Origin of the sequence: Cellulomonas sp. PhB150, assembly GCF_003755175.1 — a bacterium.
Classification (GTDB): Bacteria; Actinomycetota; Actinomycetes; order Actinomycetales; family Cellulomonadaceae; genus Cellulomonas.
This window is the reverse complement of sequence record NZ_RKHX01000001.1, coordinates 656,790-672,776: the sequence shown is the minus strand read 5'-3', so window position 1 is coordinate 672,776 and position 15,987 is coordinate 656,790. Positions and strand designations below refer to the sequence as shown.

12 protein-coding genes are annotated in these 15,987 nt (G+C 72.1%); 9 read left to right on the top strand and 3 right to left on the bottom strand.

Annotation, left to right across the window (positions count from 1 at the left end; translation table 11 throughout):
- Positions 1–49: 49 nt before the first annotated feature.
- Both EDF34_RS03245 and EDF34_RS03240 read right to left on the bottom strand, forming a co-directional pair.
- On the bottom strand, positions 50–1,762 hold the full coding sequence (locus EDF34_RS03245; RefSeq protein WP_123369904.1) for a glycoside hydrolase family 13 protein: 1,713 nt from the start codon (positions 1,760–1,762) through the stop codon (positions 50–52).
- A gap of 61 nt (positions 1,763–1,823) precedes the next feature.
- Positions 1,824–2,900 carry a LacI family DNA-binding transcriptional regulator gene (locus tag EDF34_RS03240; RefSeq protein WP_123369903.1) on the bottom strand — a complete coding sequence of 359 codons (1,077 nt, stop codon included), beginning with the start codon at positions 2,898–2,900 and terminating at the stop codon, positions 1,824–1,826.
- A gap of 203 nt (positions 2,901–3,103) precedes the next feature.
- Between EDF34_RS03240 and EDF34_RS03235 the strand changes: the two genes are divergently transcribed.
- The 7 genes from EDF34_RS03235 to EDF34_RS03205 all read left to right on the top strand — a co-directional run bounded on the left by EDF34_RS03235 (position 3,104) and on the right by EDF34_RS03205 (position 13,632).
- Positions 3,104–4,363, top strand: coding sequence for a maltose ABC transporter substrate-binding protein (locus EDF34_RS03235; RefSeq protein WP_123369902.1), 1,260 nt, complete (start codon positions 3,104–3,106; stop codon positions 4,361–4,363).
- Between the two features lie 78 nt (positions 4,364–4,441).
- Positions 4,442–6,070: an ABC transporter permease subunit gene (locus EDF34_RS03230; RefSeq protein ID WP_123369901.1), complete on the top strand. Its 1,629-nt coding sequence runs from the start codon at positions 4,442–4,444 to the stop codon at positions 6,068–6,070.
- On the top strand, positions 6,070–6,963 hold the full coding sequence (locus EDF34_RS03225) for a sugar ABC transporter permease (protein ID WP_123369900.1): 894 nt from the start codon (positions 6,070–6,072) through the stop codon (positions 6,961–6,963). The genes EDF34_RS03230 and EDF34_RS03225 overlap by 1 nt, the downstream gene beginning before the upstream one ends.
- Entirely contained in the window at positions 6,960–8,777 is a 1,818-nt protein-coding gene (locus EDF34_RS03220) for a glycoside hydrolase family 13 protein (RefSeq protein WP_123369899.1), read from the top strand. The genes EDF34_RS03225 and EDF34_RS03220 overlap by 4 nt, the downstream gene beginning before the upstream one ends.
- 36 nt (positions 8,778–8,813) lie before the next feature.
- The gene (locus tag EDF34_RS03215; RefSeq protein WP_123369898.1) at positions 8,814–10,100 is read left to right on the top strand and encodes a deoxyguanosinetriphosphate triphosphohydrolase; all 1,287 of its coding nucleotides are present in this window, start codon (positions 8,814–8,816) and stop codon (positions 10,098–10,100) included.
- Between the two features lie 198 nt (positions 10,101–10,298).
- A complete protein-coding gene (gene dnaG / locus EDF34_RS03210) occupies positions 10,299–12,326 on the top strand; it encodes a DNA primase (RefSeq protein WP_123369897.1) in 2,028 nt (675 codons plus the stop codon).
- Positions 12,327–12,423: 97 nt separating this feature from the next.
- Positions 12,424–13,632: a hypothetical protein gene (locus tag EDF34_RS03205; RefSeq protein WP_148076562.1), complete on the top strand. Its 1,209-nt coding sequence runs from the start codon at positions 12,424–12,426 to the stop codon at positions 13,630–13,632.
- 9 nt (positions 13,633–13,641) lie between these two features.
- Here the strand turns inward: EDF34_RS03205 and EDF34_RS03200 are convergent, their stop codons facing one another.
- Complete coding sequence (locus EDF34_RS03200) at positions 13,642–14,433, bottom strand: transglutaminase family protein (protein ID WP_199737612.1); 792 nt, start codon at positions 14,431–14,433, stop codon at positions 13,642–13,644.
- Between the two features lie 188 nt (positions 14,434–14,621).
- On the opposite strand from EDF34_RS03200, the gene EDF34_RS03195 reads away from it, so the two are divergent.
- Together EDF34_RS03195 and EDF34_RS03190 are read left to right on the top strand one after the other, a co-directional pair.
- Complete coding sequence (locus EDF34_RS03195; RefSeq protein WP_123369894.1) at positions 14,622–15,482, top strand: phosphatase PAP2 family protein; 861 nt, start codon at positions 14,622–14,624, stop codon at positions 15,480–15,482.
- Positions 15,483–15,535: 53 nt separating this feature from the next.
- Entirely contained in the window at positions 15,536–15,823 is a 288-nt protein-coding gene (locus EDF34_RS03190) for a hypothetical protein (protein ID WP_148076561.1), read from the top strand.
- The last annotated feature ends 164 nt before the right edge of the window (positions 15,824–15,987 follow it).

Genomic DNA, 15,987 nt, shown 5'->3' with positions numbered 1-15,987 from the left:
GCAGCCCGCCGACGGGTGGCGATCCGACGTGTCGGGCCGCCGGTGACGGTCAGGCGCGGCGGGCCCAGACCGTCGTGTCGCCCGGCAGCGTGGCCGTGCCAGGCCCGTCGGGCAGGTCGCCCGACGCCGCCAGCACGGTCAGTCCGGTCGGCAGCTCGACCGCATCGGTGCCGAGGTTCGCCACGACGAGCACGTCGCGGTTCTCGAACGCGATGACCTCGTCGCCGAACGTGTGGTCCCAGGTCAGGCCGCCGGTGCCGAGGTGCTCGGCCCGGCGCAGCGCGAGCGCACCACGGTAGGTCTCGTACGTCGAGCCCTCGACGCCGCGCTGTGCGTCCAGCGCGTAGGAGGCCCATGACGGGGGCTGGGGCAGCCAGGTCACACCCGTCGGGGAGAAGCCGAAGCCGGCCTCGTCGGCCGCCCAGGGGAGCGGGACGCGGCATCCGTCGCGGCCCCGCTCGGCGCCGCCGGTGCGGAAGAAGGCCGGGTCCTGGCGCAGCTCGTCGGGCAGGGCCGTGTGGTCCGGCAGGCCCAGCTCCTCGCCCTGGTACAGGTACGCCGAGCCCGGCAGGCCGAGCATGAGCAGGGTCGCGGCGCGTGCGCGGCGCAGGCCGAGCTCCTCGTCGGGCTGCTCGTCGCCGTGGCCGATGCCGTTGGGGCGCGAGCCGGCCTCCGCCAGGCCGAGCCGCGAGGCGTGCCGCACGACGTCGTGGTTGGACAGCACCCAGGTCGTGGGCGCGCCGACCGAGTCGGCCGTGACGTACGAGGCCTCGATGACCGAGCGCAGCGCGGGCGCGTCCCACAGGGTCGCGAGGAACGCGAAGTTGAAGGCCTGCTGCATCTCGTCGGGCCGCACGTAGCGGGCCAGGCGCGACAGCGGCTCGACCCACGCCTCGGCGACCAGCGCGCGGTCGCCCGCGTACTGCGACAGCACCCGGTTCCACGCGCGGTAGATCTCGTGGACGCCGTCCTGGTCGAACATCGGGCCCTGATTGCCCGAGCCCGAGACGGTGTCCTCGGCGGCCGGGGCGTCGTCGGAGCCCTCGATCATCGAGACGTGCCCGTCCCAGTCGGGCAGGCCCGGCTCCTTGACCATCCCGTGCGCGACGTCGATGCGGAAGCCGTCGACCCCGCGGTCGAGCCAGAACCGCAGCACGTCCTCGAACTCCGAGCGGACCTCGGGGTGCTCCCAGTTGAGGTCCGGCTGGCGCGAGTCGAACAGGTGCAGGTACCACTGACCGTCGGCGACGCGCGTCCAGGCGGGACCGCCGAAGATCGACTGCCAGTTGTTGGGCGGCAGCTCGCCGTGCTCGCCCTGGCCCTCGCGGAACAGGTACCGCTCGCGCTCGGCCGATCCCGGGCCTGCGGCCATCGCGGCCTCGAACCACACGTGCTCGTCGGACGTGTGGTTCGGCACGAGGTCGACGATCACGCGCAGGCCCAGGTCGTGGGCGCGCAGCAGGAGGGCGTCGAAGTCGTCCAACGTGCCGAACAGCGGGTCGACGGCGCGGTAGTCGGCCACGTCGTAGCCCGCGTCGGCCTGCGGCGAGCGGTAGAACGGCGAGAGCCAGACGGCGTCGACCCCCAGCTCGGCGAGGTGGGGCAGCCGGGACGTGATGCCCGGCAGGTCGCCGATGCCGTCGCCGGAGCCGTCCGCGAACGAGCGCGGGTAGACCTGGTAGATGACGGCGTGCCGCCACCACTCGCCGTCCGTGGCAGACGGGGCGTGGACGACGGCGGGCCGGGTGTCGAGCGAGGTCACGGGGGCGTGCGCCTTTCGGGTATGACGAGATGAGGGTGGTGGTGCGGGAGGGCGCGAGGCGTCAGGGAGCGACGGGCGCAGCGGCGGCGTGGGCCGCCAGGTCGGCGACGTGGGGCGCCGCCCCGGTCGACGCGCGCACGATGAGCTCGGGGTGGAACTTGAGCTCGATGCGCGACGCCGGCGTGCCGGTGATCTCCGCGACGAGCGCGGACACCGCCGCGTGCCCCATGGCGAGGACCGGCTGGCGCACGGTCGTCAGGGGCGGGTCGGTGAACGCGATCAGCGGCGAGTCGTCGAAGCCGACGACCGAGAGGTCCTCGGGCACGGACAGCCCACGCGAGCGGGCCGCGCGGATCGCGCCGAGAGCCATGAGGTCGGAGCCGCAGATGATCGCGGTGTGTCCGGTCTCGATCAGCTCGAGCGCCGCGGCCTGCCCGCCCTCCACCGTGAACAGTGTCGAGACGACGTGCCCGGTCGGGTCGGTGATGCCGAGGTGGCGCTCGAGGTTCGCCGTGAACTCGGCACGCTTGCGCGCGGCCGGCACGAACCGGTCGGGTCCGATGGCCAGCCCGATGGACCGGTGGCCCAGCGAGACGAGGTGCCGGAACGCGAGGTCCAGGGCCGCGACGTCGTCGGTCGACACGCTCGGCGCGTCGACCCCCTCGGCGAAGCCGTTGACCAGGACGACGGGCATCCCGCTCGACCGCAGCCGGTGGTAGCGGTCCTTCGAGGCCGACGAGTCGGCGTGCAGGCCGGAGACGAACACGATCCCGGCGACGCCGTGCTCGAGGAGCATGTCGACGTACTGGTCCTCGGTGGTGCCACCGGGGGACTGCGTGCACAGCAGCGGCGTGTAACCGCGCTCGGTGAGCATCGACTCGATGACCTGCGCGAACGCGGGGAAGACGGGGTTCGACAGCTCCGGGACGACGAGGCCGACGAGGCCCGCCGACCGCGTGCGCAGCTTCTCGGGCCGCTCGTAGCCGAGGACGTCGAGCGCGGCGAGGACCGCCTGGCGCGCCTGGGTCGACACCCCGTGCTTGCCGTTGAGCACGCGCGACACCGTGGCAGTGCTGACGCCGGCCTGTTCAGCCAGGTCTGTCAGTCGAGTGCGCACGGGTGGCAGCGTAGGGGACACGGGACCTCCTCGTCCTGGGCCGTTCGGGGTGCAAGCAGAAGCCGGCGACGAACCCCGTGAAACCGTTGCCTGAAAGTTACCGTAACGACTTGCAGCGGAGGTTGCAACGACGTTAGCGTCTCCCCATCAGGCCAGTGTCGGTGGTGATGCCGCCGAGCGTTGGCACACCCACTGAAACACTCACTGAACCCAGGAGATCGAAGATGCGACGGAGCATCCCTGTCGTGGCGGCGGCCCTCGGCCTTGCCCTGACCATGAGCGCGTGCTCGAGCGGCGGCTCAAACGAGGGCGCGGCGACGCCGACGGGGGCAGCCCCGAGCAGCGCCGCGGCCACGACGCCGACCGACGGCGGGTCGCTGACCATCTGGGTCGACGAGACCCGCAAGACGGCGGTCCAGGACGCGGCGACGGCCTTCGAGAAGGAGACCGGCGCCAAGGTGACGCTGGTCCAGAAGAACTTCGAGGACATCAAGGCTGACTTCATCGCCCAGGTCCCGACCGGCAAGGGGCCGGACATCACGGTGGGCGCCCACGACTGGCTGGGTGAGCTCACCCAGAACGGTGTGGTCGCACCCGTCGAGCTCGGCGACAAGACCGCGGACTTCCAGCCCGTCTCGATCCAGGCGTTCACCCAGGACGGCCAGGTCTACGGCGTGCCCTACGCGATCGAGAACATCGCCCTGATCCGCAACACCAAGCTGGCGTCGAAGGCTCCCAAGACCTGGGACGACACGATCACGGCGGGTAAGAAGGCGAAGACGAAGTTCCCCTTCCTCATCCAGACCAGCGACCAGGGCGACCCGTACACGTACTACCCCTTCCAGACGTCGTTCGGCGCCCCGGTGTTCGAGCAGAACGACGACGGCTCCTACAAGCCGGAGCTCGCCATGGGCGGGGACGAGGGCATCGCCTTCGCCAAGTGGCTGGCCAAGGAGGGCGAGAAGGGCACCAAGGTGCTCGACACCGCCATCACCTACGACAACGCGACGGCGGCGTTCGCCAAGGGTGAGTCGCCGTTCATCGTCGGCGGCCCCTGGATGCTGGACACCTTCAAGGACATGGATCTGTCGATCGACCCGCTCCCCTCGGCCGGGGGCAAGCCGGCGCAGCCCTTCGTCGGCGTCCAGGGCTTCTACGTGAGCGCCCAGAGCAAGAACGCCCTGCTGGCGAACGACTTCCTGATCAACTACATGGCCACCGACGACGCCCAGACCGCGCTCTACAAGGCGGGCAACCGCCCGCCGGCTCTCATCAGCGCTGCCGAGAAGGCGTCGTCCGACCCGATCACCGCCGGTTTCGCCGCCGTCGGCAAGGACGCGGTCCCCATGCCCTCGATCCCGCAGATGGGTTCCGTGTGGCAGTTCTGGGGCGTGACGGAGGCCGGCATCATCTCCGGCAAGCTCGACCCGACGGACGGCTGGAACAAGATGATCAAGGACATCACCAAGGCCATCGGCTCCTGATCTCCTGACCGTCAAGACGTGACGCGGCGCCGGGCTCCCGGCGCCGCGTCGCGCAGTCACAACCGACCGGAGGCGACGATGCCGACAGTGAAGTCCCCGCGTGCTGCGCAGGGCGCCCCCCCGCGTGCCACCGATCCCGAGCCTCCCGTGCGATCGGACGACTCGCACGCCCGCAACGTGCGGCCTGGCTTCCTGGTGAAGCTGGTCCTCATCGGCATCATCGACGCGGTGGGCGTGTACTGCGTCCTCGCGGCATGGAACGCACAGGCCTACTGGATTCTCGCCGCGATGCTGGTGCTCCTCGTCGCGGCCAACTGGGTGTACTTCACGCGCAGGGCGCTCGCCCTCAAGTACATCCTGCCGGGGCTGGCATTCCTGCTCGTCTTCCAGATCTTCGTCGTCTTCTACACGGGGTTCGTGGCCTTCACCAACTACGGCGACGGGCACAACGGAACCAAGCAGCAGGCAGTCGACGCCCTCCTCGTCCAGGACGAGAAGCGGGTGGACGGATCGCCGGCGTACCCCCTGACGGTCGTCGAGCAGGGCGCCACGCTCGGCTTCGCCGTGATCGACCCGGACGGAGCGGCGCTCGTGGGGTCCGCGGACGAGCCGCTCGCACCCGACTCCTCCGCGACTGTCGAGTCGAACCGCATCACCGCCGTCGACGGGTGGACCGTCCTCAGCCGCCAGGAGATCCTCGCTCAGCAGCAGGCCATCACCGCGCTGCGCGTCCCCATCTCCGACGATGCCGCCGACGGGTCGATCCGCACCCAGGACGCCCGCGTCGGCTACGTCTTCAAGTCGGTCCTCACCTACGACCCGGACGCCGGGACCATGACCGACGCCGAGACGGGTCTCGTCTACAGCCCCAACTCCCACGGGCAGTTCCAGGCTCCTGATGGGAGCGTCCTGCCGGTCGGGTGGCGTGTCTCCGTCGGCTTCGAGAACTTCACGACAGCGTTCTCCGACGCGCGTTACGCGAAGCCCTTCGTGCAGATCCTCGTCTGGACGTTCGCGTTCGCGATCCTGTCGGTGGTGACGACCTTCCTGCTGGGCCTGTTCCTCGCGATGACGTTCAACGACGCGCGGATGCGAGGGCGCAAGGTCTACCGGATGCTCATGATCCTGCCGTATGCGATCCCCGGCTTCGTGGCGGCTCTGCTGTGGTCGGGGATGCTCAACCGCCGGTTCGGGCTGATCAACAACCTGTTCTTCGGCGGCGCCGAGATCCCGTGGCTGACGGACCCGTGGCTCGCGAAGTTCTCGGTCCTCTTCGTGAACCTCTGGCTTGGCTTCCCGTACATGTTCCTCATCTGCACGGGCGCGCTGCAGTCGCTGCCGGGCGACGTCATGGAAGCGGCCAAGATCGACGGCGCCGGCAGGTGGCGCACCTGGCGGTCGGTGATCATGCCCCTGCTGCTCGTGTCGACGGCACCCCTGCTGATCTCGTCGTTCGCATTCAACTTCAACAACTTCACGCTCATCTACATGCTGACGGGCGGAGGTCCGCAGTTCGCCGACGCGTCGGTGCCGCTGGGACACACCGACATCTTGATCTCGATGGTGTACTCCATCTCCGGGATCGACGGCGGCGCACCCAAGAACTACGGGCTCGCGAGCGCGCTGTCCATCGTCATCTTCGTCATCGTCGGCGGCATCTCCGCGATCGCCTTCCGGCAGACCCGCAAGCTCGAGGAGATCAACTGATGTCCACGACAGCACCTGCCCGTGCGAGCAGCGCCCGCCCGCGGCGCGGCTCGATGTCCTTCGGCCGGTGGTTCAGCGAGCTGGGCTGGCGGCACGTCGTCGGCGTCCTCGCGATCGTCTTCGCGGCGTTCCCGCTCGTCTACCTCGTGGCGGCCTCGTTGCACGAGAAGGGGTCGTTGACCGACCTGTTCGGCCCGGTCAGCACCGCCAACTACTCGGCGCTGTCCTCGACGATGTTCTGGACGTGGATGGGCAACAGCGTCGTCATCGCCGTCGCCACGTCGATCGGGACCGTCCTGATGGGTGCGGCCGCGGCCTACGCCTTCTCGCGGTACCGGTTCAGCGGGCGACGCGTCGGCCTGACCTCGCTGCTCATCATCCAGATGTTCCCCCAGATGCTGGCGTTCGTGGCGATCTTCCTGCTGCTCATCAGCCTCGGCGACGTGATCCCCGCGCTCGGGCTCAACAGCAAGGTGGCGTTGATCTGCGTGTACCTGGGGGGCGCGCTCGGCGTGAACACCTTCCTCATGTACGGGTTCTTCAACACCGTCCCGCGTGAGCTGGACGAGGCAGCGAAGATCGACGGCGCTACCCACGCGCAGATCTACTGGACGATCATCCTGCGCCTCGTCGCCCCCGTGCTGGCGGTCGTCGGGCTGCTCTCGTTCATCTCGACCTTCGGCGAGTTCATCATCGCGCGCTCGGTCCTCCAGTCCGAGGACAACTGGACGCTCGCGGTCGGCCTCTACGGCTGGGTGTCCTCGTTGCTCGAGGCCAACTGGGGCCTGTTCGCCGCAGGCGCGGTCATCGCGACCCTCCCGGTCCTCGCGCTGTTCCTCTACCTGCAGAAGTACATCGTGGGCGGCCTCACTGCCGGAGCCGTCAAGGGATGAGCACGCTCGACCCGCACCACGACGGCTCCGAGCTGTACGTCCCGCGCGCCACGCCGCGGCTCGGCGACGTCGTCCCCGTCCGGCTGCGCGTACCCGCCGACAACCCCGAGACGGCCGTGTGGCTGCGTGCGGTCCGCGACGGCGAGCCCCGGCTGTCGCCGGCCCGGCTCGAGCGGTCCGACGAGCACGAGCGGTGGTACGTCGCCGACCTGCCGGTGCACAACCCGGTGGCGTCCTACCGGTTCCTGCTCGACGAGCCGGGCGGCTACCGCTGGGTCAACGGGCGCGGGGTGTTCGACCGCGACGTGCCCGACGCGGCCGACTTCCGGATCACCGTGCACGAGCCGGCCCCCGCCTGGATGGACGACGCGGTCGTCTACCAGGTGTTCCCGGACCGGTTCGCGCGGTCGGGCGACGACCACGGGCCGATCCCGGACTGGGCGCTGCCGGCCGACTGGACCGACGAGCCCATCGCGTCGGGCCCCGGAGTTGCGCAGCAGCTCTACGGCGGCGACCTCCGGGGCGTCGAGCAGCACCTGGACCACCTCGAGCGGCTCGGTGTCGACACGCTGTACCTGACGCCGATCTTCCCCGGGCGCTCCAACCACCGGTACGACGCGAGCACGTTCGACTCGGTGGACCCGCTGCTGGGCGGCGACGAGGCGCTCGCGTCCCTGTCCACCGCGGTCCACGCCCGCGGGCTGCGGCTCATGGGTGACTTCACCACCAACCACACGGGTGCGGGTCACGAGTGGTTCGCGCGCGCCCAGGCGGACCCGTCCAGCGAGGAGGCCGGGTTCTACTACTGGACCCCCGGTGAACCGGGCTACGTGGGGTGGCTCGAGCACTCGTCGCTGCCCAAGCTCAACTACAACGCGCCGCACCTCGCCGAGCGCATGGTCCGCGGTCCCTCGTCCGTGATCGGGCGCTGGCTCGTGCCGCCGTTCAGCCTCGACGGCTGGCGCATCGACGTCGCCAACATGACCGGGCGGTACGCGGCCGACGACTTCACGCACGACATCGCGCGCGAGATCCGGTCGACCATGCGCGACCTGAACCCGTCCGCGGTGCTCGTCAGCGAGCACTTCCACGACGCCGCGGCCGACCTGGCCGTGGGCGGCTGGCACGTGAACATGAACTACTCGGCGTTCACGCGCCCCGCCTGGACGTGGCTGGCCGCTCCCGGCACGTCCGCCTCGTTCATGGGGATGCCCGTGCCCGTCCCGCGGCACGGCGGAGCGTCGATGGTGGGGACGATGCGCGACTTCGACGCGACCGTGCCGTGGGCCGTGACGCGCCACCAGTGGAACATGCTCGCCTCGCACGACACCGCCCGGCTGCGGACCGTCGTCGGGTCCGCCGCGATGCAGGAGGTGGCGGCTGCGCTCCTCTTCACGTACCCGGGCACGCCCGTGCTGTTCGCGGGCGACGAGGGCGGGGCGACCGGCGTCAACGGCGAGCACGCACGCGTGCCGATGCCGTGGGACGCGATCGCCGACGGCGGGGGACCGGGGTGGGACGGCTCCACGTTCACGACCTACCACGAGCTGATCGCCCTGCGGCGCTCGTCGCGCGCGCTGCGGGACGGCGGGCTGCGGTGGGTCGTCGTCGAGGACGACGCGGTGGCGTTCCTGCGGGAGACGGCCGACGAGCGCGTGCTGGTGCTGCTGGCCCGCGCGCCGTGGGCCGGCGCATCGCTCCCGGCCTGGCTCGCGACCTCCGAGCCGGTCAACCTCTACGGCGGTGCGGAGCTCGGCGCGGACCTCTCGCTGCCCGGATCCGGCCCGACGGCGCAGGTCTGGCGGCTGGCCTGACGGCCGACGTCGGGGCGCGTCGTTAGGCTGGGCGACGTGACCGCGCTCGACGAGACCCTCGACCTGGACGGCTACGTCGACGCCGACCGCGAGCGGTGGGTCACCGAAGGGTCGAAGTCGCGCGCGCGCACCGCGTTCGAGCGCGACCGGGCCCGCCTCGTGCACTCCTCGGCGCTGCGCCGGCTGGGCGCCAAGACGCAGGTGCTCGGGCCCTCGTCGGACGACTTCGTGCGCACGCGGCTGACGCACACGCTCGAGGTCGCGCAGGTGGGCCGCGAGATCGGCAAGGCGCTGGGTTGTGACCCGGACGTCGTCGACACCGCGTGCCTCGCGCACGACCTCGGCCACCCGCCCTTCGGCCACAACGGCGAGCGTGCGCTGGCCGAGCTGGCGCGGGGGATCGGCGGCTTCGAGGGCAACGCGCAGACGCTGCGCCTGCTGACCCGCCTCGAGCCCAAGGTCGTCGCACCCGACGGCACCGCGGTGGGGCTCAACCTCACGCGCGCCTCGCTCGACGCGTCGGTCAAGTACCCGTGGCGGCACCTGCAGGGACCGGTCAGCGCCGCGAGCGGTCGGCCGACGCACAAGTTCGGCGTCTACGAGGACGACCTGCCGGTGTTCGAGTGGCTGCGCCAGGACGCGCCCGCGGGCCGCAAGTGCCTCGAGGCGCAGGTCATGGACCTGGCCGACGACATCTCCTACTCGGTCCACGACGTCGAGGACGCCGTCGTCGGCGCGCGCCTGGACCTCGAGGTCCTCTCCCAGCCCGACGAGCGCGACCGCGTGGTCGAGGCCGTGAGCACCTGGTACGGCGACGCGGTCAGCGACGCCGAGCTGCGCGACGCGATGGACCGGCTGGTCCGCGCCCGGTTGTGGCGCCCCGGGTTCGACGGGTCCCGCGGCGCGCTGGCGATGCTCAAGGACGCGACGAGCCAGCTCATCGGCCGGTTCGCGAAGGCCTCGCAGCTCGCGACGCGCGAGCGCTACGGTCCCGGCCCTCTCACGCGGTACGCGGCGGAGCTCGTCGTCCCGCACGAGACCCTCGCCGAGATCCTCGTGCTCAAGGGGCTCGCGGTCGCCTACGTCATGGCGCCACGCGAGCTCGAGCCGCTCTACCACCGTCAGCGCGAGATGCTCACCGACCTCGTGCGCGTGCTCTCGGACCGCGCACCGCTCGCCCTCGAGCCGCCCTTCGCGGCCGACTGGCAGGCGGCCGCGAACGACGCGGCGCGGCTGCGCGTCGTCGTCGACCAGGTGGCCTCGCTCACGGACGTCTCCGCGGCCGAGCTGCACGCCCGCCTGGTCCACCCCCCGCGCCACTGACCCCGTTCGCGCGCCTGCCCCGCTCGTGATTGCAGGGATGGTTGAACGACACGCCGCGGGAAGTGCGGCGTGTCGTTCAACCACGGAGGCAACGACGAGCGCAGCGGGGCGCGTGGAAGCGCGGGGGGAGCCCGGCGGACGGGTGGCCGGCCACAGGCGGGGACCGAGCGTGGGCGTATCCGGCCTAGACTTCGGGCCGTGGCGGGACGCATCCGACGGGAGGACGTGGAAGCGGTCCGCGAGCGCGCGCGCATCGAGGAGATCGTCGGAGCCCACGTCACCCTGAAGCCCGCGGGCGTCGGGTCGCTGAAGGGCCTGTGCCCCTTCCACGACGAGCGTTCGCCCTCCTTCCACGTGCGCCCCCAGGTCGGCCGCTACCACTGCTTCGGGTGCGGCGAGGGCGGCGACGTCATCTCGTTCGTGCAGCAGGTCGACGGGCTGGGATTCACCGAGGCGGTCGAGTACCTGGCCTCGCGCGTCGGGATCCAGCTGCGCTACGAGGAGGGCGGCGCGCCGAGGCCGGGCGACGAGCCCGGCAAGCGCCGCCGCCTCATCGAGGCGCACGCGGTCGCCGAGACCTACTTCCGCGAGCAGCTCGCCTCGCCCGGTGCCGCCGCCGGCCGCACGTTCCTCGCCGAGCGTGGCTTCGACCGGTCCGCGGCCGAGCACTTCGGCGTCGGGTTCGCCCCCCAGGGCTGGGACTCGCTGCTGCGCCACCTGCGCGGGCGCGGGTTCACCGAGGCCGAGCTCACCGCGTCGGGCCTGGTGAGCCAGGGGCAGCGCGGCATCTACGACCGGTTCCGCGGCCGCCTGGTCTGGCCGATCCGCGAGGTCACGGGGGAGACGGTCGGCTTCGGCGCGCGCCGCCTCTTCGAGGAGGACCAGGGCCCCAAGTACCTCAACACCCCCGAGACGCCGCTCTACCGCAAGTCCCACGTGCTCTACGGCCTCGACCTGGCCAAGCGCGACATGCAGCGCGACAAGCGCGTCGTCGTCGTCGAGGGCTACACCGACGTCATGGCGATGCAGCTGTCCGGCATCGGCTCCGCGGTCGCCACGTGCGGCACGGCGTTCGGCCCGGACCACGCGCGCATCGTGCGCCGGCTGGTGGGGGACAGCGGCGGCAGCGGCGGCGTGCAGCTCGCGTCCGGCACGTCGGTCGGTGGCGAGATCATCTTCACGTTCGACGGGGACGCCGCGGGTCAGAAGGCCGCGCTGCGCGCGTTCGGCGAGGACCAGAGCTTCTCCGCGCAGACGTTCGTCGCGGTCGAGCCCTCCGGCATGGACCCGTGCGAGCTGCGTCAGGCCAAGGGTCCGGACGCCGTGCGCGCGCTCGTCGCCGGGCGCCAGCCGCTGTACGAGTTCGTCATCCGCTCCACGCTCGCCACCTACGACCTGGCGACCGCCGAGGGCCGGGTCGGCGCGTTGCGCGCCGCCGCGCCCGTGGTGGCGGGCATCCGCGACGCGGCCCTGCGGCCCGAGTACACGCGGCTGCTCGCGGGCTGGCTCGGCATCGAGGACCAGGACAGCGTGCGTCGCGCGGTCGCGGCCGCGTCGCGCGCACCGGGTCGGCCCGACGAGCGCGGCGGCCAGAGCCGCCAGCAGGGTCGCGCCGACGATCGCCGCGGGCAGGACCGCCCGCACGGGAGGCCCGACGAGCGGCGCCCCCAGGGGAGGTCCGACGACGGCCGCCCGACGAACGACGGGCAGCCCGAGCGGCCCGTGCGCCTGCCCGTCCCCGACCGCCGCGACCCGGTCGGCCAGACCGAGCGCACCGCGCTCGAGGTGGTCCTGCAGGCACCGCACCTGGTCCCGGCCGAGTTCGACGAGCTCGCCGCGGACGCGTTCTCCGCGCCCGCCTACCGCGCGGTGCACGAGGCGATCCGCGCCGCGGGCGGCCTCGCGGTCGCGCAGCCGTTGAGCGCCGCGGGCGACGCGACGGCGTGGGTCGGCGCCGTCATCGAGGAGGCGGCCGCCGCCGTCGCACCGCTGGTCACCGAGCTGGCGGTCGCACCGCTGCCCGAGGACCGCCCGGCGGCGCTGGCGGACTACGTGCGCGGCGTCGTGCTCCGGCTCGTGGAGCTCGGCTTCACGCGGCACATCGCCGAGCTGCGCGGTGCGCTGCAGCGGATGGACGCCACCGCCGACCCCGCGGCGTACTCGGCCGCCTTCGCGGAGCTCGTCGCGGTCGAGGGGCGTCGCCGGATGCTGCGCGAGAGCGCGTGAACGGGCGGCACGACCCTGGTATCTGAGGGCGGTCCGCGTCATCCTTCCGGGTGACAGGGCCCGCACCGGGGCCGACCTGCGGGGTCAGGGGTGCGCGATGGTCGCGCAGACACCACCACCGATCGAGACGTCCACCACGGCGGCCAAGCCGCCCCCGGGGGTCGCGACCGCCCGCTCGATGGCGCGCACCGCCGCCCGGCCCACCGCCGCGCGGCCGTCGAAGCCGCGGCAGTCGCGGACGACGACCCCGGGCGCGACCCGCCTCCCGACGCCGGCCGTGGTCGACGTGCGGGACCAGGACCGTCAGCCCGACGACGCCGAACCCGCCCGCTGGTGGAAGCACGGCGAGCACGTGGGGCCCTGGCAGGTCGAGGTCCGTCACCGCGTCGAGGACATCAGCGCCCAGGTCTCGCTCCTCCAGCCCCGACCCCGCTCCGCGGTCGAGCGCCATCTCGCGACCGCCCGGCACGCGTCGATGGCACCGTTCCCGCGCTGGCAGTGGTGGAACGGCACGAGCATCGAGACCGCGTGGAACGCCACGCACCTGGCCCAGGCGACTCTCCCGCTCGTCGTCGGGCGCGACGCCCTGCCGCGCCAGCTCGTGGACGCGCGTCGTCGGACGATCATGCGGCTGACCAAGGGCGACCCGCTGCGCCTGGCCGTCGAGGAGCCCGAGCTCGGCGAGCGGGTCGCGGCGCACACCGCGACCGCGGAGGACCGTCAGGCGATCGCCGCCGCGCTGCAGGCGTCGCTCGAGCTGGCCGACGACGAGCACCGCAACCTGCGCGACTGGCGCAACCGGCTCCTGCGCGTGGCGATGCTCGCGGCGCTCGCCCTGGCGCTGACGATCGTCGCGGCTGCGCTGCGACCGGAGTACCTGCCGCTGTGCGGCCCGGCCGGCGGGGGCGCCACGCTCTGCCCGGGTGGGGGAGCGACCGCGACGTCACGCGACGCCGGGGTGGTGGCGTTCCTCGGTGCGCTGGGCGGAGCCCTCGCGGCGATCATCGCGATGCGCCGCGCCAGCCCCGGATCGTCGCCCTACCGGATCACCCCGGCGCTCAGCCTGGTCCGTGTTCCGCTGGGCGGCCTCACGGCCGTCGTCGGCGTCATGCTCGTCCAGAGCGGCGAGGTGCCGGGTGTCTCGCTGACGAGCGCCTCGCAGGTCGCGGTCTTCGCGCTGCTGTTCGGGTTCTCCCAGGAGCTCGTCACACGCCTGCTCGAGAGCCGGGCGCGGGTCGTGCAGGACGCGACCAAGGGCCGGTCGTCGTCCGCCGACCGGCAGGACGTCTCTCCGAGGGCGGCGTGAGTGCGGGCGTCAGCGCAGCTGGGTCGGGCCGTCGCTCGTCGGCGGCTGCTCGTCGACCGAAGCCGTGACCGTCATCGACCGCAGGACGAGCGAGCCGCCGTACGACGAGAGGAACGCGGTGTCGGTCGCGTCGCGGCCAGTGGCGATGCGCAGCAGGGTGCCGACGGGTGCGAGGCGCGTCGCGTCGACGACCTGCCACTGCCCGTCGACGAACGCCTCGGCGACCGCGTGGAAGTCCATCGGCTTGAGCCCGGGCGCGTAGACCGAGGCCAGGCGTGCGGGGACGTCGCACGCACGCACCAGCGCGACCACGAGGTGGGCGAAGTCGCGGCACACGCCGCGTCGCTTGAGCAGGGTGTCGGTCGCGCCGTCGGTGGGCAGGCTCGCACCGGCGAAGTACGTGACGTGGCCGTGCACCCAGTCCGCGACGGCATCGAGCAGCTCGCGGCCCTCGAGGCCGACGAACTGGTCGCGCGCGAAGGAGAGCAGACGGTCCGAGTCGGCGTAGCGGCTGGGCCGGCGGAACTCGATGAGGTCGAGGTCCTCGATGGCCGCCGGGTCCGCCTGGCCGTGCACGGTCGCGTGGTAGTCGACGACGACGCGACCCGCCGGCGCGAGCACGCGGTGCACGCGCCCGCCGTGCCCGGTCTTGACCTCGAGGACGTCGAGGATGCCGTCCTCGTGGCGGACGGTCAGGACCTCGGAGAGGTCGTACGAGCCGTCGGCGACCGCCACGGCAAGGTGCATCTCGAGTGGGGTGCGCACGTCGAGGGACAGATGAGAGCTCACGGTGCGCAACACGGCCGCGGGGTTCCTTCCCCGGCCGTCGGCGGCCGGACCATCAAGAGGGGCAGCGCAAGTGTGAGGCTCGATGACCCGTTCGTCCAGCGCGACCTCTCGGCCCCCTTCGCGTGCCCAAGATCACCGAGGAGATACCCGATTCCGGGCGGGAAAAGACCGGTGCCTGGGCTGTGCAGGTGTCACAATCGATGAATGCCCCTGATCTCCCGGACGCCGAGCCTGGCTCGCGCGCGCCGGCAGGTCACCCGCATCCAGGCGCCGCGCACGTGACGGCGGCCCCCGGCACGGTCGAGAAGCAGCAACCGCGCGTGACGAACCGCGCGCGCAGCGCTCTCCTGGCGCGGGAGGCGACCATCATGGTCGCCGTCTACGTCGTCTACTCGATGATCCGCAACCACGCGCCCAACCGGGTCGGGGCGGCCAACGCCCACTCGCGGGACATCCTCAACGTCGAGAAGGCCCTCGGCCTCGACATCGAGCACGGCATCAACCACTTCTTCGCGCAGCACACGGCAGCGATCACGGTCGCCAACTACATGTACGCGACGTTGTTCCTGCCGTCGGCGATCTTCGTCCTCGCGTGGCTGTGGCGGCGCTCGTCGGCGCAGTACGTGGTGCACCGCTCCGTGCTCGTCGTCATGACGATGTTCGCGCTGGTCAGCTACTGGATCTTCCCGGCCGCGCCGCCTCGCCTGCTGCCGGGCGGCGGCTACATCGACACCGTCGTCGCCTTCGAGACGTGGGGCCGCAGCGCCGCCGACTCGGGGCACGGCGTCTCCAACGAGTACGCCGCCATGCCCTCCATGCACTTCGGCTGGGCGCTGTGGTGCGGGCTCGCGGTCTTCACGGTCAGCAAGGTCCGCTGGCAGAAGGTCCTCGCGATCGCCTTCCCGTCGGTGACCCTCGTCGTCATCATCGCGACCGGCAACCACTTCCTGTTCGACGCCATCGCCGGCGCCGCCGTGTACTGCGTCTCCTACGCGGTCGTCCGGGTGGTGCGTCGCCTCTCGGTACGGGAACCGGTAGAAGAGCTCCCGGTCGCCGCGTAGGTCGTCCGGCGAAACCCGCCCGCGCGGGCGGCCGTCGGCGCTACGGTCGCGAGATGACCGCACCTGATCCCGTCGTCGCGCCCACACCCGTGGACCGCCCGCGTCCCGCGCCGCGCCCGGCGGTGTCACCGTTCCGCAGCTCGGCGGGCCTGCTGGCGTTCGGGTTCGCGGGTGTCTTCTTCGGCCCGGTCGTCTCCGGCATCTCGTCGGTCGCGGTGCTGGACGCCGCGTTCGACGTCGCGGGGGCCCTCGCCGTGATCGCCGGGGGCGTGATGCTCGCGGTGGGGATCTACCGCCTGGCGGACCACGTCGACGCGTGGGCGTTCGCCCGGCGCCGCTGACCGACGGCGGCGGACCCGACGCGCTCCCTCCCTCGCTCCCCAGGGACGCGGGGGCTCCGGTGGTGGCCATCTGGCCTCGTTCCTACACTCGATCGGGTGAGCAGCGTGCTCACGCGAACGAGCGGCTGCGCTCGCGCGCGGCCGTGGTGACAGGTTCGAGGAGG